The sequence below is a fragment of the Micromonospora sp. CNZ280 genome, from assembly GCF_011759515.1.
The window spans coordinates 2,127,362-2,147,077 of record NZ_JAAOYP010000001.1; the positions used below are offsets into that span (position 1 = coordinate 2,127,362).

The following is a 19,716-nucleotide window of genomic DNA, read 5'->3' on the forward strand; positions in this document are numbered from 1 at the left end:
GGCTGCGTTGCCGTCGTGGTCCATATTCGCATCAAGGGTGAGGCGGCCCACAGTACGCCCGCCCCGCACCCCGGTGGCCGCCCAGTTCGTTACACAGATCGCCCGGTGTCGCGTCGATCGCCGCCCGACCGATCCGGCGATGGTTCGTCACCGTTCGGCCAGATACGCGTGGCGACACGCGGTAACGGGTTGGCTGACGCACCGTCACTGGGCCACCCTGGTGCGGGCGGATCGCCACCGATCGAGTGGTTTGCCGCTTCCCGGTTGGGCGCGGCCCGTCCGATCGCTCCGGTGGACCGACGACGACGAGGAGTGTGCGGTGTCCGAGCCAGCTGAGGGACCGGGCGCTCCGCTGCTCGGCCGGAACCGCTCGGCCGGCGGCTACCGCCCGGTGGTCGGCGCGCACCGCGCGCCGGGCTCGGCGGCCCCCTCGCGGGGCTACCTGTTCACCGTCGCCCTGCTGGCCGGCACCGCGTCGATGCCGATCCTGGCGGCGATCAGCACCGGGTCGGCCACCGTCGGCAGCACCGCGCTGCCCGACACCAGCACCCCGTTCATCCCGACGCCGTCGGTGGGCCCGGTGGTGATCCCGCTGCCGGTGACCAGCCAGCCGGCGGTCACCCCGCCCGCCACGCCGTCCGCCGGCCCGGCGACCACCGCCCCGTGGCGGCCGGCCGGGCGCCGACCGCCCGGTCCGGCCGGGTTGGCGGCCGACCCGGCACCGGCCCGGACTCCGCCGCCCGGCCGCCCGCGACCCCCCGGCGGTACGACGGCCCCACCGCCCCGGCCGTCGCCCTCTCCGTCCCCGTCGCCCCCACCCATCGGACCGCCGGGCGGCGGCACCTCGCCATCGCCGTCCCCGTCGCCCTCGCCGCAGACCAGCACCAGCGGTACCGTGCCGCCGAGCCCGACCGGCAGCCCGCCCACGTCGCCGGACGACGCGACCCCGTCCCCCGACGGCAGCACCGGGGCGACGCCGACCCCCGAGGTGGTCACCCCGACCAGCGCCGGCGGGCCGACCCCGACGTCCACCGGTTCGCCGGCGCCGGCGCCGCGCCCGGCCGCCGGCCCGCGGGCCCCGGGCACGCGGCGCACGCCGGCACCGCGGACCGGCCCGCCGGTCACCGAGCCGTCCGAGCCGGCCGAGCCGTCCGAGCCGGCCGAGCCGTCCGAGCCGGCCGAGCCGTCCGAGCCGGCCGAGCCGTCCGAGCCGGCCGAGCCGTCCGAGCCGGCCGAGCCGGCCGCTCCGGTCCCCGCACCGCGGACGTCGCCGACCCCGGCGACGGGTACGGTGCCGGCCGCCGGCAGGTGAGTCGGGAACTCCCGCCGGCCGACGCCGCCCGGCCCGGCCCAGGGGCGCGGCTGGCCCGGATCGTCACCGAGGTGACCGCGCCGGCGGTGCTGGTCAGCGCGCTGACCATCGTCGTCGGCTGGCACAGCAGCCAGGGGGCCGTGCGCGGCCTGGCCTGGGGGCTGCTCGCCACGCTCTTCGTCAGCGGCATCCCGTTCGCGTACATCCTCGGCGGGGTGCGCCGGGGCCGGCTCACCGACCACCACGTGGGCGTCCGCGAGCAGCGCCGGGTTCCGCTGCTCTTCGGTCTCTGCTCGGTGGCCGCCGGGCTGGCCCTGCTCGCGGCGCTCGGCGCGCCCCGCCCGGTGCTGGCGTTGGCCGCCGCCGGAGTGCTCGGCCTGGTGGTCGCGGTGAGCGTGAGCCACTGGTGGAAGCTGTCCATCCACGCGGCGGTGGCCGCCGGCACGGTGGTGGTGCTGGTGCTGACGTTCGGCGCCCGGCTGCTGGTCACCGCGCCGCTGCTCGCTCTGGTCGGCTGGTCCCGGGTGCGGCTGGGCGACCACACGGTGGCCCAGGTGCTCGCCGGTGGCGGGCTCGGTGGGCTGATCGCGGGCGTCGTCTTCGCCACCCTCCGCTGACCCGCCTCCGGTCCGAGGGCTCGGCGCCCCCGCCGTCCGATCCGGACGGGCGCGCCGAGCACGGCCCGCGCCGGAAGCGCGCCCCGCTCAGGCCGGGCGCAGCATCGGCGGGTGCAGCAGGGCGGCGGCACCCCGCCGGAACAGCTGCGCCGGCCGGCCCCGTTCGCCCGCTGTGGAGCGTCCCACCGGCTCCACGAAGCCTGGGGTGCCGGTCACCTTGCGGTGGAAGTTGCGCGGATCCAGCCGGGTGCCCCAGACCGTTTCGTAGACCGCCCGCAGTTGCGCCACGGTGAACTCGGGCGGGCAGAACGCCGCGGCCAGCGGGGTGTACTCCAACTTGGCCCGGGCCCGCTCCACGCCGTCGGCGAGGATCCGGTCGTGGTCGAAGGCGAGCTGCCCGGGGGTCAGCCGGGCGACCGGCAGCCAGTCCGCCGAGGCGGCGTCGGTGCCGGCGACCGGGCTGCCGAGACCGGGAAGGAGTGCCAGCCAGGCCACCGTGACCACCCGTCCGCGCGGGTCCCGGTCCGGCCGGCCGTACGTGCCGAGCTGCTCCAGGTGCCCGGCGGGCTCGGCGAGGCCGGTCTCCTCGGTCAGCTCGCGGACGGCGGCGGCCGGTAGGTCCTCGTGGACGTGGACGAAGCCGCCGGGCAGCGCCCAGCGGCCCCGGTACGGCTCGATGCCGCGCCGGACCAGCAGCACGTTCAGCTCGTCGGCCCGGACGGTGAGCACCACCAGGTCGACGGTCACCGCGAAGGGCGGGTACTCGGCCATCTTTATCACCACCTTGACGAGAATCTAGCAGAACGTTTATCGTCGCAAAGACGAAAAAAGAGAGGTGGGGACGATGGCCGATGTGACGAGGCGGTTGCACCTGCGCCACCTGCGCGGGACGCCGACTAGCTGGGTGCGGTGGCAGGTGGCTGGGCGGGTGCGCCGGGAGGGCACCGGGCTCTCCTTCTGGTACCGGCCGCTGCGGGCGGTACTCAGCGAGGTGCCGGTGGACGACCGGGAGCTGCCGCTGCTCTTCCACGCCCGTACCGGCGACTTCGCCGACATCACCGTGCAGGCGACGGTGACCTACCGGGTGGCCGACCCGGCGCTCGCCGCGACCCGGCTCGACTTCTCGGTCGACCCGCGCACCGGCCGGGCCCGGTCCCGCCCGCTCGACCAGGTGGCCACCCTCCTCGCCGAGCTGGCCCAGCAGCCCGCGCTCGACCTGCTGGCCCGGGTGCCGCTGGCCGAGGCGCTCACCACCATCGCGCCGGTCCGGGAGGCGGTCTCGGCGGCCCTGGCGGCCGAGCCCCGGCTCGCCGACGTCGGCGTGGCGGTGGTCAGCGCCCGGGTGGTGGCCATCCGGCCCGAGCCGGAGCTGGAGCGCGCGTTGCAGACGCCCACCCGGGAGGCGGTGCAGGTCGAGGCCGACCGGGCCACCTACGCCCGGCGCGCCCAGGCGGTCGAGCAGGAACGCTCGATCGCCGAGAACGAGCTGCAGAACAAGATCGAGCTGGCCCGGCGGGAGCAGCAGCTGGTCGAGCAGCACGGCGCGAACTCCCGGCGCCGGGTCGAGCTGGACGCCGCCGCCGAACTCGCTGCCGCGCAGGGCAAGGCCGAGCGGGAGAAGGTCGCCAACGCGGCGGCCGCCGAACGGGCCCGGGTGCTGGCCGGCGCCGAGGCGGAGAAGGAGCGGACGCTGGCCGCCGCCCGGGCCGACGGGATGCGCGCGGTCGGGCACGCCGAGGCCGAGGCGGAGGCGGCGAAGCTGGCCGCGTACGCCGACCTGCCGCCGGAGGTGCTGCGGGCCCTGACGGTCCGGGAGCTGGCCGGGCAGCTGCCGCAGATCGGGCAGCTCACGGTCACCCCCGACCTGGTGTCCGACCTGCTGGCTCGGCTGGCCCCGGCCCGATGAGCGGCGGGACGAGCCGTCGCGCGGCGATCGGGCCCGGCCCGACGTGCCGGCCGGCCCGGGCGGCGGGCCGGCGGGGCGGGGCCGGGCCGGCCCCGGAGTGGCTCCGATGAGCGGCCGGGCGACCGCCGCCCGGGCGGGCGGCGGTGCCGGGGCCGGCACGCTCGCCCCCCGGGTGGTGGTGGTGAGCCGCCGCAGCGAGCTGGACGAGCTGCTGGCCCGGCACGGCACCCGGGCCGCGGCGGCCTGGTACCTGCGGGAACGTGGTCGGGACCTGGCCGAGGTGGTGGACCGGCACGAGGCGCTCCAGGCCGCGCTGACCACCGTCGGGGCGGCCGTGCCGGCGAACTGGCGGCGCGGCGCGGTGGACCGCGACGACCTGCCCCGGTTCCTCTTCGGACCGGAGGACGTGGTGGTCGCGGTCGGGCCGGACGGCCTGGTGGCCAACGTCGCCAAGTACCTGTCCGGGCAGCCGGTGATCGGAGTGGACCCCGAACCGGGGCGCAACGCCGGGGTGCTGGTCCGGCACCGGGCCGGGTCGCTCGCCGCCCTGCTGCCGGCGGTGGTGGCGGGCGTGGCCCCGACCGCGCCCCGGACCATGGTCCGGGCCACCCTCGACGACGGCCAGGAGCTGGTCGGCCTCAACGAGGTGTACGTCGGGCACGCCTCCCACCAGTCCGCCCGCTACCTGCTATCGGTCTGCGAGAGCGGGCGGACCCGGCGGGAGCGGCACTCCTCCTCCGGGGTGGTGGTCGGCAGCGGTACGGGGGCGACCGGCTGGTGTGCGTCCATCGCGCGGGACCGTCCGGGCGCGCCGCCGCCGCCCGCCCCGGAGGAGGCCGCGCTCGGCTGGTTCGTCCGGGAGGCGTGGCCGTCCCCGGTCACCGGGGTCGACCTCACCGCCGGCCGGCTCGCCGCCGGCGACCGGCTGGACCTGGTCGCCGAGTCCGACGGGTTGGTGGCCTTCGCCGACGGCCTGGAGACCGACCGCCTCACCCTCGACTGGGGCCAGCGCCTGACGGTCTCGATCGCCCCCACCCGCCTGACCCTGGTCTCCCCCTGACCGCCCCGCCTGGTCCGCGCCGCGGATCATGAGGTTTGCGGTCAGGCGCCGTCGTCGGCCAGGCGGTGGCGGTTGGCCTCGATCCAGGCGTCCAGGGCGGCCGGGTCGTCCGGGTCGACGCCGTCGGCCATCAGCTGGGCGACCGCGGCGGTGGCCGGGCTACGCCGCTCGCCGGTGCTGTAGAGCCGGGCGAACTCCGGCACCATTTCCTCGATCGCGGTGTCGGTCTGCGTCGCGGCCGGCTCGGGCAGCCCGCGCTGGCGGGCGGCGTACGCGGCCCAGGCGCGTAGCACCCGGGGCAGCATCGCGGCGTCGTCCATGTCCAGCACGGCCCGCCGGTGCACCCAGTCCAGCAGGAACAGCCCGGCCACCGCCGGACTCCAGCGCAGCGGGTCGGCGTCCGGGAAGCTCGCCGCGTGGTCCAGCAGCAGGCTCAGGCAGAAGTGCAGGGACGCCAGCTCCGGGCCGTCGACGCTGTCCAGGCCGAACCGGGCCGCCTCGGGCGAGGCGAGGAACCGCCGCACCAGCTCCGTACGCTCGGCCGCGGAGAGCGGCTCGACGGCGTCCGGGTCGGCGGGCGGGACCGCGCCGTGCGGCAGCAGCGCCAGCCGCGCGCCCACCAGCGCCCGGTCGGTGGCCAGCGAGCCCTCACCCGGCAGCTCGCCGAGGTCGTCGGTGATCGCCAGGTGCCGGCTCACCTCGCCGTGCATCCGGGCCGGGTCCTCCTCGCGGAACCAGGTCAACTCGTCGCCGGCGCACATCTGCCGGACCTGCTCCAGGATCCGCTCGGCCGGCCCGCCGACGAAGACGTCCTTGGTGATCCCGATGTTGTGGTCGACCAGGGCGACCAGCGCGTGCTCCGGGCCGCCGGCCGCGTCGTCGTAGGCGAACGTGGCGAGGTAGGAGGTCTGGTCGCCGTACACGTCGCCGTACGCCCAACTGCCGGTGAGGTGCACCTTGCCGAGTTGGCCGGACCAGGCCGGCGCGGTGGCGCCGGGGCGGACCCGGGCGGCGCCCTCGGCGTCGGGCACCAGGGCGGCGAAGACGGAGCGGATGGTGGTGGCGGCGGCCGTGCGGCGGCGGGAGGTGGCGGCCAGGAAGCCGGCCACGAAGTCCCGCACCGCGGCGCTGCGGTCGGTCTCGGCGACCGCGTAGACGCTGCCGAGCAGCGCGGCACCGAGCATCTCGGCGTCGAGGGCGGTGTCCAGCCTGGTCACGTCGCGTGCGGCCTGGAGCACCGCGTCGTAGGGGGTCTGGGGCGTGGCCATGTGTCGACCCTACGCCGCCGGGCCGTCCCGGTCAGCGGTAGCGAGCCGAGCGTTTCACCCGCGCGCCGGGCACCCGGCCACCCGCGCCGGGCCCCGGGCGACCACCCGCCGGGCTCCCCGGTGACCCCGCGCGCCCGGGCTTCGCGGTCCTCCGTGCGGCGCGCTGCGCGGTCACTCGCGGGCGGCCGACCGGAGTGCCTCGCGGGCCTTGGCGTACGAGCCGAGCACGACCCGCACCGGCGCTAGGACGTACGTCTCGCCGACCGTCGCCACCGCGGCGGTGAGCCGCTGCTCGGCCCGCCCCCGGGCACGCCGGGCGGCCAGCCGCACGACCGGCCGGGTCAGCGCGGCCACCAGCAGCCCGGCCAGCAGCCCGCCGAGCAGCAGCAGGGTCGGCAGCGGCACCACTCCGACGGTGGGGTTGTCCAGCGCGGGCAGGCCGAGCGCGCGCAGCGCGTAGCCCAGCGCCAGCCAACCCAGGCCGATCAGCGCGGTCAGGGTGAGCAGCCACTGCAGGCCGCCCACCAGCCGCCACCAGACCGGCCGCCGGTCCATGCCGAGGTCGGTGCCGGCCACCGCCCGGTCCAGCGCGTCCGGCAGGTCGCCGCGGCGGGACCGCGCGGCGGCGGTCACCGCGGTCTGCCAGACCGCCGGCAGGTCGGCCCCGGTGCCCTCGGCCACCGACCGGATGGCCAGCCCGAGCGCGGACCGCTGGGCCGCTGTCGGGTCGGGCACCGAGGTGGCGGCCACCAGGCTCTCCGCCGGATCGTCCCCGGCGGGGCCGGCCAGGTGCAGCCGGCGCAGCGGGTCGGGGCGCAGCCGCCGCCAGCCCCGCACCACCGGCCAGCCGGTCGCCGCGCCGGCCCGGTGGCGGTACGCCAGCTCGACCGCCTCGGCCACCGCCGGCACCCCGGCAGCGCCGGCCAGCGCCCGGTTCAGCTCGCGGACCACCGCGGCGTCCGGCCCGGCGGACGGCTGGTCGCGGCCGACCAGGTCGGCCAGCCCGGCGACCACCCCGTCCACGTCGCCGGCCAGCCGGCGCAGCGCGGCCTGCCGTTCGGTCACGGTGCGCTCCAGCGCCTCCCGCAGCCCGGCGATGCCGGCCTGCTCGGTGGCCGTGGTGGCCAGCAGCGGTACGCCGGTGAGCTGGTCGGCGTCGAGCAACCGGCGCAGGTCGGCCAGCACTCGGGGCAGTTCGGCCGGGGGCAGCCGGTCGGCCTGGTTGAGCACGACCAGGGTGACGTCCCGGTGCCGGTGGAACTCGCGCAGGTAGCTGCTGTGGATCACCCGGTCCGCGTACTTCTGCGGGTCGACCACCCAGACCACCAGGTCGACCAGGCCGAGCAGCCGGTCCACCTCCAGCCGGTGGGTGCGCTGCACGGAGTCGAAGTCGGGCAGGTCGAGCAGGATCAGCCCGTGCAGGGCCGACTCGTCGTCGCCGTCCAGCGCGCTCTCCCGGACGAACCGGTGCCGGGGCAGCACGCCGATCCAGTCGAGCAGCCGGCTGCCGCCGTGCAGCGGCCCCCACACGCAGGCGTGCGTGACCCCGGTGGTGGGGCGGCGTACCCCGACCGGCGACAGCTCCAGCCGGGCCAGCGCGTTGAACAGGCTGGACTTGCCGCTGCCGGTGGCACCGGCGAGGGCCACCACGGTGTGGTCGCGGGAGAGCGAGAGCCGGGTGCCGGCCCGCTCCACCAGGGTGTGCGCGGCGACCAGCTGCGCGTCCGGCAGGTGACCGTCGACCAGGCCGAGGAACCGGCGGATCGCCTCCAGCCGGGCGACCAGGTCGTCCGCGTCCACCCGCTGGTCACCGCGGAACGCCTCGCGCATCCGCCCCACGATGTTGTTCACCGGAGTCCCGCTCCGTTCGCGGTCGCCGGGCGGGCGGGCTCGATCCTCGCGCTCACGGGAGTCTCTCCTCCCCGGCCGGGAGGGGGGCTCCGGTGGCCTCGGCGAAGCCGCTCCGGTGCCGGGCGACCTCCACCCGGCTGGCGGCCCGGCGCAGCTCGGCGGCGGTGTCGGCGGCCGGCCGGGCCTGCTCGGTGCGGGTGAGGAAGCGGGCGGCCTCGTCGTCCAGCAGCGCCCGCACCCGGTCCAGCAGGTCGGCCCGGGCCTTGTTGGCGAGCGTACGCACGGCCTGGTCGCCGAAGATCGCCTGGAGCACGGCCTGCGCGGCGACGGTGGTGCCGGCGCCGGTGGCCACCTCCAGCCCGGTCGGAATGAACGCGGTCGAGGCGAACACCGCGATCATCACGGCCAGCCCGGTGGCGTTCACCGCGTAGGCCGCCGTGCGGGCCACGAACCGCTTGTCGCCGCCCTCCGCCCGGACCAGCTCCAGCACCCCGCGCTGCCAGTCGCGGACCATCCGCTCGGCGCGCTCGGGCAGGTCGGCGGCGGGGTGCGCGAGCGCCGGTTCGAGCAGCGCCGCTCCCGCCGGGTGTGCCCTCCACCCGGTGTACGCGTTCTCGGCGGCCTCGGCGGCGACCCCGCGCAGCAGGGTGACCAGCTGCGACTCGATCGCCGTCCGCAGCTCGGCGGCCGGGGCGGGCCGGCCGGTCACCGCGGCCACCACCCGGTCGCGCAGCCGGCCGATCCGCGCCTCCAGGGTGCGGAAGAACTCGCCGGTGCCGACGAACTCCTGCCAGCGGGCGAGCACCTCGCCGCGGAGCAGCCGACCGTCGCGCAGCCCCTGCTCGACCGTTCGGTGTGCCCCCCGGTACGCGGCCCGGACCCGCTCGTCGAGCGCGTCGGCGGCGGCCACCTGCTCCTCGGCGGCCTCGGCGAGCCCCTCGACGGTGGGGTGCAGCGAGGCGAGCGCCCCGTCCAGGGTCTGCCGGACCACGGCGGCCCGGGCGTCCGCGTCGGCGGCCAGCCGGGCGAACCAGCCGGCCAGCGGCGCGGTGACCCGGTCGGGCAGCAGCCCCTGGCCGTCGACCCAGGTCTCCGGCAGCACGAAGAGCGGCGCCGCGCCGAGATCCTGCGCGCCGAGCATCTCGGACAGGTGGGCGGCGACCTCGTCGGTCGCCTCGGGCGGCACCCGGTCGAGCACCATGGCGATCACCGCGCCCCGGGACCGGGCGCTGCGCAGCAGTTCCCAGGGGACCGCGTCGGCGTAGCGGGCGGCGGTGGTGACGAAGAGCCAGAGGTCGGCGGCGGCCAGCAACTGGCCGGCCAGGGCCCGGTTGGCGTCGACCACCGAGTCGATGTCGGGCGCGTCGAGGAAGGCCAGGCCGGCCGGGAGCGCGGGGGCGGTGACCAGGTGCAGGGTGCGCGGGTCCTCGCTCGGCTCGTTGGTGCGGGTGAGACCGGGCAGCAGCTCGCCCTGGCGGAACCAGGCGGCGTCGGCCGGGTTGCAGACCAGCACCGGGGAGCGGGTGGTCGGCCGGAGCACGCCGGCGGCGCTCACCCGGGCCTGCACCAGGCTGTTGACCAGGGTCGACTTGCCCGCGCCGGTGGATCCGCCGACCACCACGAGCAGCGGCGCGTCCAGCCGGGCGAGCCGGGGGATGAGGTAGTCGTCCAGTTGGTCGGTGAGGGCGGCGCCGGTACGCCGGGCGGGCGCGGCCGAGGGCAGGACGAGCGGGAACCGGGCCGCCCCGATCGCGGCCCGCAGGCCGGCGAGCGCCGCGGGCAGGCTGTCGTCACCGGTGGTGGCGGGCGGGTCCTCCCCGGCGTCCGTGGGGCCGGTGCGGGCGGCGACGGCGGGCGAGCCGGACTGGGTGGCGGGATCGCCGTGCGTCGTCACCGCTAAAGCGTGCCCGACCGATGCAAGGGAAGACAACTGACGAGTAGCTGTGTCGGACTTGCGTCAGCCAGACTCAACCTCGATTTGACGATCGCCGGCCGCGTGGCACTATTGAGTCAAGTTCACTCAACTTGTGGTGGGGTCCGGCAGCGGGCACCCGCCGGACAGTTCAGCGGGCGGTGCCCGTCACCTGCTCAACGTAACGAAGCGAGGAAGCGAAGATGGCACGTGCGGTCGGTATCGACCTCGGCACGACGAACTCCTGCGTCAGCGTCCTGGAGGGCGGTGAGCCCACCGTCATCGCCAACGCGGAGGGCTCGCGGACGACCCCGTCGATCGTCGCGTTCGCCCGCAACGGCGAGGTGCTCGTCGGTGAGGTCGCCAAGCGCCAGGCGGTGACCAACCCGGACCGGACGATCCGGTCGGTCAAGCGGGAGATCGGCACCAACTGGTCCGTCGACATCGACGGCAAGAAGTACACCCCGCAGGAGATCTCGGCTCGGACACTGATGAAGCTCAAGCGGGACGCGGAGGCGTACCTGGGCGAGCAGATCACCGACGCGGTGATCACCGTTCCGGCCTACTTCAACGACGGCCAGCGCCAGGCCACCAAGGAGGCCGGTGAGATCGCCGGCTTCAACGTGCTGCGGATCGTCAACGAGCCGACCGCGGCCGCCCTGGCGTACGGGCTGGACAAGGGCTCCAAGGAGCAGACCGTCCTGGTCTTCGACCTCGGTGGCGGCACCTTCGACGTGTCGCTGCTGGAGCTGGCCGAGGGCGTCATCGAGGTCAAGTCGACCAGCGGTGACAACCACCTCGGTGGCGACGACTGGGACCAGCGGATCATCGACCACCTGGTGAAGACCTTCCGCGGCGAGCACGGCATCGACCTGGCGCAGGACAAGATGGCCCTGCAGCGGCTCCGGGAAGCCGCCGAGAAGGCCAAGATCGAGCTGTCCGCCGCCACCACCACCAACATCAACCTGCCGTACATCACGGCCGGCGCCGCCGGCCCGCTGCACCTCGACGTGACGCTCAGCCGCGCCGAGTTCCAGCGCATGACGCAGGACCTGCTGGACCGCTGCAAGGGCCCGTTCGAGCAGGCCGTGAAGGACGCCGGGATCAAGATCTCGGACGTCGACCACGTCATCCTGGTCGGTGGTTCGACCCGGATGCCGGCCGTGACCGACCTGGTCAAGCAGCTCACCGGCAAGGAGCCCAACAAGGGCGTCAACCCGGACGAGGTCGTCGCCGTCGGCGCCGCACTGCAGGCCGGTGTGCTCAAGGGCGAGGTGAAGGACGTCCTGCTGCTGGACGTGACCCCGCTGAGCCTGGGCATCGAGACCAAGGGCGGCATCTTCACCAAGCTGATCGAGCGCAACACCACGATCCCGACCAAGCGCTCCGAGGTCTTCACCACGGCGGACGACAACCAGCCGTCGGTGCTGATCCAGGTCTTCCAGGGTGAGCGCGAGATCGCGGCCTACAACAAGAAGCTCGGCACCTTCGAGCTGACCGGCCTCCCGCCGGCGCCGCGCGGCGTGCCGCAGATCGAGGTCACCTTCGACATCGACGCCAACGGCATCGTCAACGTGCACGCCAAGGACCTTGGCACCGGCAAGGAGCAGAAGATGACGATCACCGGCGGCTCCTCGCTGCCGAAGGACGACATCGAGCGGATGCGCCGGGACGCCGAGGAGCACGCGGAGGAGGACAAGCGCCGCCGCGAGGAGGCCGAGACCCGCAACGTGGCCGAGGCGCTCCAGTGGCAGACCGAGAAGTTCCTGGCGGAGAACGGCGACAAGCTCCCCGCCGAGAACAAGGACCAGCTCAACGAGGCCCTCGGCGAGCTGCGCGGCGCGCTCGGCGGCAGCGACATCGAGAAGATCAAGTCGGCGCACGAGAAGCTGGCCCAGGTCTCCCAGCAGGCCGGTTCGCTGCTCTACGCCCAGCAGGCCGAGCAGCCGCAGCCGGGTGCCGAGGGTGCCGGAGCCGGTGCCGGCGCCGGGGCGACCGGCGGTGCGCAGGCCGGTGGCGCCGACGACGTGGTCGACGCGGAGATCGTGGACGAGGACAAGAAGTGACCTTGCCCCTCGCCAGTCGAACTCCACGCACAGGGATGAGGTAGCCGTATGACGGAGAAGCCACGAGCCGCCGACCCGGGCGCCACCGGGTCGGCGCCGGGTGGCTCCGCGCCCGCCGAGCAGGCCGCCGGCGAGAAGCCGCGGGTCGTCATCCGCAACAACCGCAAGATCAGCGAGACGGTCGAGCCGGACGCGGCCGCCGCCGACGCCGGGACGGACGTCCCGGCCGAGGGGCTGGTCGAGGAGGCCGAGGTCGTCGTCGACGAGATCGAGGTCGAGGCCACGCCCGCCGAGGGCTCGGCGCCGGGCGGTCCGCCGGTGGTGGACGCGCCGGCCGAGCCGGCGGAGGGCGGCGCCGGCACCGGTACGCCGCTCGCGGCCGAACTGGAGGCGCTCCGCGCCGAGCTGGACGAGCGGACCCGGGACCTGCAGCGGGTGTCGGCGGAGTACGCCAACTACCGCAAGCGGGTGGACCGCGACCGGGGCCTGGTCACCGAGCAGGCCACCGGGGCGGTGCTCGCCGCGCTGCTGCCGATCCTCGACGACCTGGACCGGGCCCGCGAGCACGGCGACCTGGTCGGGCCGTTCGGCTCGGTGGCCGAGCAGCTCACCACGGCGCTCGGCAAGTTCGGGCTGACCGCGTTCGGCGAGCAGGGCGACCCGTTCGACCCGACCCGGCACGAGGCGGTGGCGCACCAGACCTCGGCCGACGTCACCGAGCCGACCTGTGTGCAGATCATGCGACGCGGCTACCAGATCGGCGAGCGGCTGCTGCGGCCGGCGCTGGTCGGCGTCGCCGACCCGGAATAGATGCGAATGAGTGACCGGACCGCCCCGCCCGCCGACGTACGACGGGCGGGGCGTCCGGGCCAGGTGGGCCGGGAGGGGGTGGACCGGTGAGTTCCAAGGACTGGATCGAGAAGGACTACTACGCCGAACTGGGCGTGGCGAAGGCCGCCTCCGCAGACGAGATCAAGAAGGCGTACCGGAAGCTGGCCCGGGAGTCGCACCCGGACCACAACCCGGGTGACCCGAAGGCGGAGGAGCGGTTCAAGGCCGTCTCCGAGGCGTACGCGGTGCTCGGCGACGAGGCCAAGCGCCGGGAGTACGACGAGATGCGCTCGCTGTTCGGCTCGGGCGCGTTCCGGCGCGGCGCCCGCGGCGCCGGCCAGCCGGGCGGGATGCCGTTCGACGTCTCCGACCTGTTCGGCGGCGCGGCCGGCGGGGGTGACCGGCGCTTCGGCGGCGCCGGCTTCCAGGATCTGTTCAGTTCGATCTTCTCGGGTGGCGGCGGGGGCGGGGCGGCACCCCGCGGGCCGGCCCGGGGGCGGGACGTCGAGGCCGAGGTGGCGCTCGACTTCGGCGACGCCGTACGCGGGGTGACGCTGCCGCTGACGCTGCGCGCGCCCGGGGTCTGCGACACCTGCCACGGCAGCGGGGCCAAGCCCGGCACCCAGCCGCGCACCTGCCCGGTGTGCCACGGCGCCGGCGTGACCACCCGCAACCAGGGGTCGTTCAGCTTCTCCGAGCCGTGCCGCAACTGCCAGGGCGTGGGCACGATCGTGGAGGAGAAGTGCCCGGAGTGCCAGGGCACCGGCGGGGTCACCAAGACCCGCACGCTCAACGTCCGGTTCCCGGCGGGGGTGGCCGACGGCCAGCGGATCCGGCTGGCGGGGCGGGGTGAGCCCGGCGAGCGGGGTGGCCCGGCCGGCGACCTGTTCGTCCACGTGAAGGTCCGCCCGGACGAGCTGTTCGGGCGTACCGGCGACGACCTCACGCTGACCGTGCCGATCACGTTCGCCGAGGCGGTGCTCGGCACCGATCTGCGGGTACCCACGCTCGACGGCGCGGTGACCCTGCGGGTGCCGCCGGGCACGCCCAGCGGCCGGATCCTGCGGGCGCGGGGCAAGGGGGTGGTACGCCGCGACGGGCGGGCGGGTGACCTGCTGGTGACGCTCGACGTGGTGGTGCCCGCCGGAGTGTCCGACGAGGCGCGGGCGGCGCTGGAGTCCTTCGCCGCGCAGACCCCGCCGGCCGCCCGGGAACATCTCGACGCGCGGGTGCGTCGGTTCAGTTGACCGGTGGTGGAGTGCACGCGGAGGTGAGTGGCATGTCGGGCGAGTTCGTCGGCTCGGACGACCCTGCCTACGAGGCCAAGGTGCTGATGATCTCGGTGGCCGCGCGGATGGCGGGGATGCACCCGCAGACGCTGCGCCAGTACGACCGGTTGGGCCTGGTGCAGGCCGGCCGGGCGGCCGGCGGCGGGCGCCGGTACAGCGTCCGGGACGTGGTGCTGCTGCGCGAGGTGCAGCGGCTCAGCCAGGACGACGGCATCAACCTGGCCGGGGTCAAGCGGATCATCGGCCTGGAGCGGCTGCTGGAGCAGGCCCAGCAGCGGGCGGCCCAGCTGGAGGCGGAGCTCGACGCCGCGTACCGCCGGATCGCCGAGCTGGAGTCGCTGGCCCGCTTTCCGGGCCGAGACCTCGTGCCCACCAACCGCACCACCACCGCCCTGGTGGTCTGGCGACCCCGCCGGGGGCCCGACCGCTGACCACCGCCGACCCGGGGACCGCTCTGCCGGCCCGGTCCGCTCGCCGGAATCTCGGCGCGGGCCGGGCCGGCTTAGTTATGGTGCCAATAGGTCCTATCCGCTTAATCCGGACCTAACCTTCCGACCCGGTGAGGGGGAGCAGGTGGCGGAGCCAGCGAAGAAGGTGGCGGAGCAGGCGGAGCAGCGACTCGACAAGGTGGCCGAGACGGTCCGGGAGAAGTTCGACGAGATCCTCGACGGCCGGTTCGCCGACCAGGTCGACCACGGCGTCGACAAGGGGCGGTCCGACACCCGCCGCCGGGAACAGGGCGGGCCGGTTCGCTGACGACCGGTACGCCGACGTGCGGGCCGGGACCCACGGGGGGTCCCGGCCCGTTCGCCGTTCACGACCTGCGGGCCGGGACGCCGTGATCCCCGGGGCGGGGGTCCCGGCCCGTTCGCCGTTCACGACCTGCGGGCCGGGACGCCGTGATCCCCGGGGCGGGGGTCCTGGCCCGTTCGCCGTTCACGACCTGCGGGCCGGGACGCCGTGATCCCCGGGGCGGGGGTCCTGGCCCGTTCGCCGTCTGGCCTGGTTGAGATCAACTCGGTGTGCGGCGAACCGGGGTGTCGACCGCGCGGGTTGGCGCGACATCCCGCATCCGGAGTCGATCAGCGAGGGGCGGCGCCACCTCAGCCGATGCGGCGGTTCTCCCGGACCAGGCCGCCCTCGCACCAGTCGCGGTAGACGAATAGATCCGGCCGGGCCAGCAGCACCCGGCTGTTGTGCGCCCAGGTGCGCATCAGCTCGTCGCCGTCCCGCTCGGCCTGCTCGACCAGCTTGCGGAAGCGCCGCTTCGGGTGGGCCCGGAAGTTCGTCCGGATGCCGTCGGCGGCGTAGATGTAGAGGCAGTGCAGCGCGAACCGCCGCGCCGGGCAGGCCGGGTCCATGGCCAGGTCGAACAGGGTCATCACCAGCCGGTCGCCGGAGACCAGCAGATCCCAGTCGGGGGGCATGGAGGACAACGGCACGGAGTCGGGATGGTAGGCCCACGCCCGCAGCTCCGCCGGGGACGGGTCGACCGGGTTCGCGAACCCGTGGAACGTCGACTCCTGCACGCTCACCGGCCAACCTTCCGCTCTCGCCCGCGGGAGCACGCTCCCACGAACCCTGGCTGCTGGGGCGACACGGTAACGCGCCACCGGTGACCGGCGGTAGACCCTGGCGGCAGCAATTCGGCAACCGTTGGCCCGGCCGGGCCGACCGTACGGTCGACCCGGCCGTCCGGGGGCAATGCGCAGGTCAGTCCGGCACGGGTGCCGGCTGGGCCCGCTGCGCCGCGCCGCGCTGGCGCACCCAGCGCTTGAACCACGCGAAATCGGGCAGCCGGGCCAGCATCGGCCCGGTCACCACCGTGATCAGGACGTACGCCGTGGCGAGCGCCGCCAGCTTCGGCTCGACGCTGCCGGCGGCCACCGCGAGCCCGGCGATGACGATGGAGAACTCACCGCGCGGCACCAGGGCCAGGCCGGCCCGCCAACGACCGGGTTCGGCGATGCCGACCCGGCGCGCGGCCAGGTAGCCGGTGAGCGTCTTCGTCGCCATGGTGACGATGGCCAGCCCGAGCGCCGGCAGCAGCACCGGCGGGATGTCCCGCGGGTCGGTGACCAGCCCGAAGAAGACGAAGAACACCGCGGCGAAGAGGTCCCGCAGCGGGGTGAGCAGCTCGGTCGCGTGGTGCGCCACCGGCCCCGAGAGGGCGATGCCGACCAGGAACGCGCCGACCGCCGCGGAGACCTGGAGCTTGGCCGCCACACCGGCCACCAGCAGCGTCATGCCGAGCACGCCGAGCAGCAGCGCCTCCGGGTCCTTGGCCGACATGAAGGCGGAGATGGCGTTGCCGTAGCGGATGGCGAGCACCAGCACCAGCAGCACGGTGCCCACCGCGACGGCGAGCGTGATGCCGCCGCCGAGCAGGCCGGTGCCGGCCAGCACGGCGGTGACCAGTGGCAGGTAGAGCGCCATGGCCAGGTCCTCGATCACCAGGACCGACAGGATCACCGGGGTCTCCCGGTTACCGAGCCGGCCCAGGTCGCCGAGGACCTTCGCGATCACGCCGGACGAGGAGACCCAGGTGATGCCGGCGAGCACCAGCGCGGCCACCCAGTCCCAGCCGAGCAGCAGCGCGAACGCCGCGCCGGGCAACGCGTTGAGCACCCCGTCGATCAGGCCGGCCGGTGCCGCGGAACGCAGGTTGCCGACGAGTTCGTTCGCCGAGTATTCCAAGCCGAGCATCACCAGCAGCAGGATCACGCCGATCTCGGCGCCGACGGCGAAGAACTCCTCGCTGGCGGTCAGTGGCAGCAGGCCGCCGTGCCCGAAGGCGAGCCCGGCGAGCAGATACAGGGGGATTGGCGAGAGGCCGATCCGGCGGCTCAGCCGGCCGAGCAGGCCCAGCAGGAAGAGCAGCGCGCCGACCTCGACGAGCAGTGTTGTGGTCTCGTGCATCCGCGCCTCAGCCGTCCGGGTCACTGTCGGCGAGGATGGCGGTCACCCCGTCGAGACCCTTGCGGGTACCGACCACGACCACCACGTCGCCAGCGGCGAAGCGGAAGGACGGCTCCGGCGAGACGATGACCTCGCCGTGGCGCAGCACCGCCACGATCGAGGCACCGGTGCGGGTACGCGCCTGGGTGTCGGCCAGCTTCCGGTTCACGTACTTCGAACCGGCCGGAATGGCGACCTGCTCGGTGAGCAGCCCGGCGGCCTGCTCACGCAGCCCGGAGAGCTGGCCGAGCATCAGCGACGCACCGAGGATGTCGGCGAGCGCCTCCGCCTCGTCGTCGGTCAGCGGGATGTCATGCTGACATGAGTCGGGATCGTCCGGGTCGTAGAGGACGAGGTCACGACGGCCATTGCGGTGGGAGACCACACCGAGCCGGCGCCCGGACTCCGTCATCAGATCGTGACGGACCCCGATGCCCGGGAGGGCGGTCTGTTCGACACGTACACGCACATTGACAAGGCTACCGCTCGCTGTCAGTCGTAGATCTTGGTACGAAACGACCCCTCCAGGGGCATTTTGTCGCCAAGATTACGAGTGGTCCGGTGGGGAGGGGCGGGGCGTGACGTAGGTGCCCTTGCCCTGGTGGCCTTCGATCAGCCCTTCCGCCTGAAGGATCAGCAGGGCGGAGCGCACCGGCTCGGCCGAGACCCCGTATTGGGCGATCATCTCGCGCAGTGACGGCAACTTGTCGCCCGGCGCGTATTCGCCTGAGCCGATCTTGTCGCGGATGTCCTGGGCGATGCGCTGACGGTCGGATACTCGGGGCATGGGCGGCAACTCCTGGTAGGCCCCAAGATCTTCCCACGCCCGTCGCCCGACGGCCAACACTTGGCGTGCTAAGCATGGTCACTCATTGTCTTCGCATGCTTTGCATTGTATGTTGACTCCACGGACGCGGGCGGCGGAGGTCCTGGTAGGCAACCGGCTCCGAGCAGCGCGTTCGTCGTCCACTGGCACGGCTGGCCGCTCCCCCGGCGGCCGGCCGTGCCAGTGCCTGCGCGATCGAGCGCAGGTCAGCTCGGGATGCCGGGCATCCGCCCGCCACCACTCTCGTCGGGAGGACGACCAATGACTGATCGCGCGGACCCGCGATGAGTGGGCGGTGCGTGATTCATCTGCCGGTGACCGCGCCCGATCTGGCGCGGGCCAAGATGCTCGGCCGGACCGCTGGCCGCGCGCTGGCCTTCCTCACCCACGTCGAGCCCGGTGGCATCGCCGTCTCCGCCGAGGACAACCAGGGCGTACGCCACTGGGTGTTCTGTGACCGCCGGCTCGACGGGGGCCGCCGGTGCGTGCTGCGGGCCGACCACGAGACGCCCTGCACGCCACGGCTGCCGCGCTGACCGGCGCCGGACGCGACCGCGGCGTCCTTCGTGATGTCGTAGCGACTCAGCTGCACAGCGCGGCGGTGCCCGCCCCGGCGGGGAGCCGGGGCGGGCAAGGGATCATGAGCGGGTCAGGTCAGGCTGGCGAAGAAGGCGCGGATGTCGCCGACCAGCACGTCGGTCGCCTGGTGCGCGGCGTAGTGGCCGCCGACCTCGCCCCGCCCGTCGACGTCCGCCTCGTACGCCGTCCACCGCACGATGTTGGCGTGGTCGCGCTCGGCGAAGCGGCGGATCGACTGGAAGTCGCCGGGGAACGTGGCCAGCGCCGTCGGCACCGTGGTCGGCCCCTCGGGCTGCTCGCCGGCGTGCGCGTCCTCCCAGTAGAACCGCATGGCCGAGGCGGCGGTGCCGGTGAACCAGTAGAGCGCCACGTTGGCCACGACGAACTCGTCGTCCAGGCTCTCGTCGAACAGCTGCGCGTTCCAGGCGAGCAACCCGACCGGCGAGTCGGCCAGCGCGAACGCCAGGGTCTGCGGCTGCTGGCTGTGCACCTGGTTGAAGGAGAACTTGTTCTCGTAGAACCACTGGAGGTGCTTGAGCGCCGCCTGGTCGGCCGCGGAGAGGTCGGCGAACTCGGCCGGGTCGCCGGACGGGAACGAGAACAGCTGGGTGACGTGCACGCCGAGCACGTGCTCCGGGTCGATCCGGCCCAGCTCGGGAGAGATGAGCGAGCCGCCGTCGTTGCCGACCGCGCCGTAGCGCTCGTAACCCAGCCGGCTCATCAGCTCGGCCCAGGCGCGGGCGGTGCGGTAACGGTTCCAGCCGGCCTCGCCGGTCGGGCCGGACCACCCGAAGCCCGGAATCGACGGGATGACCAGGTGGAACGCCGGCGCCGCCGGGTCGGTGGGCTCGGTCAGCGGGGCGATCACGTCCAGGTACTCCAGCACCGAGCCGGGCCAGCCGTGGGTGAGCGCCAGCGGGGTGGCGTCCGGCCGGGACGACCGGACGTGCAGGAAGTGCACCCGCTGGCCGTCGATCTCGGTGACGAACTGCGGGTGGGCGTTCAACCGGGCCTCGACGGCCCGCCAGTCGAACGTCTCCAGCCAGTAGGTGGCCAGGCTGCGGACCCGGTCGGTGGTCATCCCGTACGCGCCGCCCACCCCGGGCAGCTCGCCGGGCCAGATGGTCCGGCGCAGCCGGTCGGCCAGGTCGTCCAGGGCGGCCTGGGGGATCTCGACGCGGAACGGGCGGATGGCGGTGCCGGTCATGGCTGCTCCTTCAGAACGGAATGCTTCGTTCCGT

Annotated in this window: 19 protein-coding genes; 9 read left to right on the forward strand and 10 right to left on the reverse strand. The window is 74.6% G+C overall.

All coding sequences use genetic code 11. The annotated features are described in order from the left end of the window. Positions 1 to 438: 438 nt before the first annotated feature. The gene (locus tag FHX32_RS10120) at positions 439 to 1,095 is read right to left on the reverse strand and encodes a hypothetical protein (protein ID WP_167178320.1); all 657 of its coding nucleotides are present in this window, start codon (positions 1,093 to 1,095) and stop codon (positions 439 to 441) included. Positions 1,096 to 1,308: 213 nt separating this feature from the next. On the opposite strand from FHX32_RS10120, the gene FHX32_RS10125 reads away from it, so the two are divergent. Continuing rightward, the gene (locus FHX32_RS10125; RefSeq protein WP_486480989.1) at positions 1,309 to 1,929 is read left to right on the forward strand and encodes a phosphoesterase PA-phosphatase; all 621 of its coding nucleotides are present in this window, start codon (positions 1,309 to 1,311) and stop codon (positions 1,927 to 1,929) included. An 87-nt stretch (positions 1,930 to 2,016) separates the two neighbouring features. On the opposite strand, the gene FHX32_RS10130 is transcribed toward FHX32_RS10125, so the two are convergent. Continuing rightward, positions 2,017 to 2,700: an NUDIX hydrolase gene (locus tag FHX32_RS10130; protein WP_167180492.1), complete on the reverse strand. Its 684-nt coding sequence runs from the start codon at positions 2,698 to 2,700 to the stop codon at positions 2,017 to 2,019. Positions 2,701 to 2,773: 73 nt separating this feature from the next. Here FHX32_RS10130 and FHX32_RS10135 point away from each other — a divergent pair, with 73 nt between their 5' ends. Together FHX32_RS10135 and FHX32_RS10140 are read left to right on the forward strand one after the other, a co-directional pair. Next, positions 2,774 to 3,835, forward strand: a complete 1,062-nt coding sequence (locus FHX32_RS10135; RefSeq protein ID WP_167180494.1) for an SPFH domain-containing protein — start codon at positions 2,774 to 2,776, stop codon at positions 3,833 to 3,835. A 106-nt stretch (positions 3,836 to 3,941) separates the two neighbouring features. Beyond that, positions 3,942 to 4,895, forward strand: coding sequence for a hypothetical protein (locus tag FHX32_RS10140; protein WP_167180495.1), 954 nt, complete (start codon positions 3,942 to 3,944; stop codon positions 4,893 to 4,895). A 41-nt stretch (positions 4,896 to 4,936) separates the two neighbouring features. Here the strand turns inward: FHX32_RS10140 and FHX32_RS10145 are convergent, their stop codons facing one another. From FHX32_RS10145 to FHX32_RS10155, 3 genes are all read right to left on the reverse strand, one after another. Further along, positions 4,937 to 6,163, reverse strand: coding sequence for a hypothetical protein (locus tag FHX32_RS10145; protein ID WP_167180498.1), 1,227 nt, complete (start codon positions 6,161 to 6,163; stop codon positions 4,937 to 4,939). 171 nt (positions 6,164 to 6,334) lie between these two features. Beyond that, on the reverse strand, positions 6,335 to 7,993 hold the full coding sequence (locus FHX32_RS10150) for a GTPase (protein WP_167182513.1): 1,659 nt from the start codon (positions 7,991 to 7,993) through the stop codon (positions 6,335 to 6,337). Positions 7,994 to 8,066: 73 nt separating this feature from the next. After that, the gene (locus FHX32_RS10155; RefSeq protein WP_167180500.1) at positions 8,067 to 9,908 is read right to left on the reverse strand and encodes an ABC transporter; all 1,842 of its coding nucleotides are present in this window, start codon (positions 9,906 to 9,908) and stop codon (positions 8,067 to 8,069) included. 221 nt (positions 9,909 to 10,129) lie between these two features. Here FHX32_RS10155 and dnaK point away from each other — a divergent pair, with 221 nt between their 5' ends. The 5 genes from dnaK to FHX32_RS10180 all read left to right on the forward strand — a co-directional run bounded on the left by dnaK (position 10,130) and on the right by FHX32_RS10180 (position 14,868). Then, positions 10,130 to 11,992 carry a molecular chaperone DnaK gene (gene dnaK / locus FHX32_RS10160; protein WP_167180502.1) on the forward strand — a complete coding sequence of 621 codons (1,863 nt, stop codon included), beginning with the start codon at positions 10,130 to 10,132 and terminating at the stop codon, positions 11,990 to 11,992. A gap of 48 nt (positions 11,993 to 12,040) precedes the next feature. Continuing rightward, complete coding sequence (gene grpE / locus FHX32_RS10165) at positions 12,041 to 12,802, forward strand: nucleotide exchange factor GrpE (protein ID WP_167180504.1); 762 nt, start codon at positions 12,041 to 12,043, stop codon at positions 12,800 to 12,802. 86 nt (positions 12,803 to 12,888) lie between these two features. Continuing rightward, positions 12,889 to 14,070 (forward strand): molecular chaperone DnaJ, encoded by a 1,182-nt coding sequence (gene dnaJ, locus FHX32_RS10170; protein ID WP_167180506.1) that lies wholly within the window; start codon positions 12,889 to 12,891, stop codon positions 14,068 to 14,070. Positions 14,071 to 14,102: 32 nt separating this feature from the next. Continuing rightward, entirely contained in the window at positions 14,103 to 14,543 is a 441-nt protein-coding gene (locus tag FHX32_RS10175) for a heat shock protein transcriptional repressor HspR (protein WP_167180508.1), read from the forward strand. 142 nt (positions 14,544 to 14,685) lie between these two features. Continuing rightward, the gene (locus FHX32_RS10180; protein WP_167180510.1) at positions 14,686 to 14,868 is read left to right on the forward strand and encodes a hypothetical protein; all 183 of its coding nucleotides are present in this window, start codon (positions 14,686 to 14,688) and stop codon (positions 14,866 to 14,868) included. A 347-nt stretch (positions 14,869 to 15,215) separates the two neighbouring features. Here the strand turns inward: FHX32_RS10180 and FHX32_RS10185 are convergent, their stop codons facing one another. The 4 genes from FHX32_RS10185 to FHX32_RS10200 form a co-directional block, all read right to left on the reverse strand. Next, complete coding sequence (locus tag FHX32_RS10185; RefSeq protein WP_088996825.1) at positions 15,216 to 15,647, reverse strand: hypothetical protein; 432 nt, start codon at positions 15,645 to 15,647, stop codon at positions 15,216 to 15,218. 178 nt (positions 15,648 to 15,825) lie between these two features. After that, entirely contained in the window at positions 15,826 to 17,031 is a 1,206-nt protein-coding gene (locus FHX32_RS10190) for a cation:proton antiporter (protein ID WP_167182516.1), read from the reverse strand. A gap of 7 nt (positions 17,032 to 17,038) precedes the next feature. Next, on the reverse strand, positions 17,039 to 17,539 hold the full coding sequence (locus tag FHX32_RS10195) for a cation:proton antiporter regulatory subunit (protein WP_167180512.1): 501 nt from the start codon (positions 17,537 to 17,539) through the stop codon (positions 17,039 to 17,041). 78 nt (positions 17,540 to 17,617) lie between these two features. Then, positions 17,618 to 17,857 (reverse strand): winged helix-turn-helix domain-containing protein, encoded by a 240-nt coding sequence (locus FHX32_RS10200; RefSeq protein ID WP_167180513.1) that lies wholly within the window; start codon positions 17,855 to 17,857, stop codon positions 17,618 to 17,620. A gap of 323 nt (positions 17,858 to 18,180) precedes the next feature. Here FHX32_RS10200 and FHX32_RS10205 point away from each other — a divergent pair, with 323 nt between their 5' ends. Then, entirely contained in the window at positions 18,181 to 18,432 is a 252-nt protein-coding gene (locus FHX32_RS10205; protein ID WP_167180515.1) for a hypothetical protein, read from the forward strand. 113 nt (positions 18,433 to 18,545) lie between these two features. Here the strand turns inward: FHX32_RS10205 and FHX32_RS10210 are convergent, their stop codons facing one another. Next, the gene (locus FHX32_RS10210) at positions 18,546 to 19,682 is read right to left on the reverse strand and encodes an epoxide hydrolase family protein (RefSeq protein WP_167180517.1); all 1,137 of its coding nucleotides are present in this window, start codon (positions 19,680 to 19,682) and stop codon (positions 18,546 to 18,548) included. Positions 19,683 to 19,716 lie beyond the last annotated feature (34 nt).

What these genes read in the sequence shown, in the direction of transcription:
- FHX32_RS10130 (WP_167180492.1), bottom strand. Translation starts at nt 2,700, where the DNA reads ATGGCCGAGTACCCGCCCTTCGCGGTGACCGTCGACCTGGTGGTGCTC.
- FHX32_RS10135 (WP_167180494.1), top strand. Translation starts at nt 2,774, where the DNA reads ATGGCCGATGTGACGAGGCGGTTGCACCTGCGCCACCTGCGCGGGACG.
- FHX32_RS10140 (WP_167180495.1), top strand. Translation starts at nt 3,942, where the DNA reads ATGAGCGGCCGGGCGACCGCCGCCCGGGCGGGCGGCGGTGCCGGGGCC.
- FHX32_RS10145 (WP_167180498.1), bottom strand. Translation starts at nt 6,163, where the DNA reads ATGGCCACGCCCCAGACCCCCTACGACGCGGTGCTCCAGGCCGCACGC.
- FHX32_RS10150 (WP_167182513.1), bottom strand. Translation starts at nt 7,993, where the DNA reads ATGCGCGAGGCGTTCCGCGGTGACCAGCGGGTGGACGCGGACGACCTG.
- dnaK (WP_167180502.1), top strand. Translation starts at nt 10,130, where the DNA reads ATGGCACGTGCGGTCGGTATCGACCTCGGCACGACGAACTCCTGCGTC.
- grpE (WP_167180504.1), top strand. Translation starts at nt 12,041, where the DNA reads ATGACGGAGAAGCCACGAGCCGCCGACCCGGGCGCCACCGGGTCGGCG.
- FHX32_RS10175 (WP_167180508.1), top strand. Translation starts at nt 14,103, where the DNA reads ATGTCGGGCGAGTTCGTCGGCTCGGACGACCCTGCCTACGAGGCCAAG.
- FHX32_RS10190 (WP_167182516.1), bottom strand. Translation starts at nt 17,031, where the DNA reads ATGCACGAGACCACAACACTGCTCGTCGAGGTCGGCGCGCTGCTCTTC.
- FHX32_RS10200 (WP_167180513.1), bottom strand. Translation starts at nt 17,857, where the DNA reads ATGCCCCGAGTATCCGACCGTCAGCGCATCGCCCAGGACATCCGCGAC.
- FHX32_RS10205 (WP_167180515.1), top strand. Translation starts at nt 18,181, where the DNA reads ATGAGTGGGCGGTGCGTGATTCATCTGCCGGTGACCGCGCCCGATCTG.
- FHX32_RS10210 (WP_167180517.1), bottom strand. Translation starts at nt 19,682, where the DNA reads ATGACCGGCACCGCCATCCGCCCGTTCCGCGTCGAGATCCCCCAGGCC.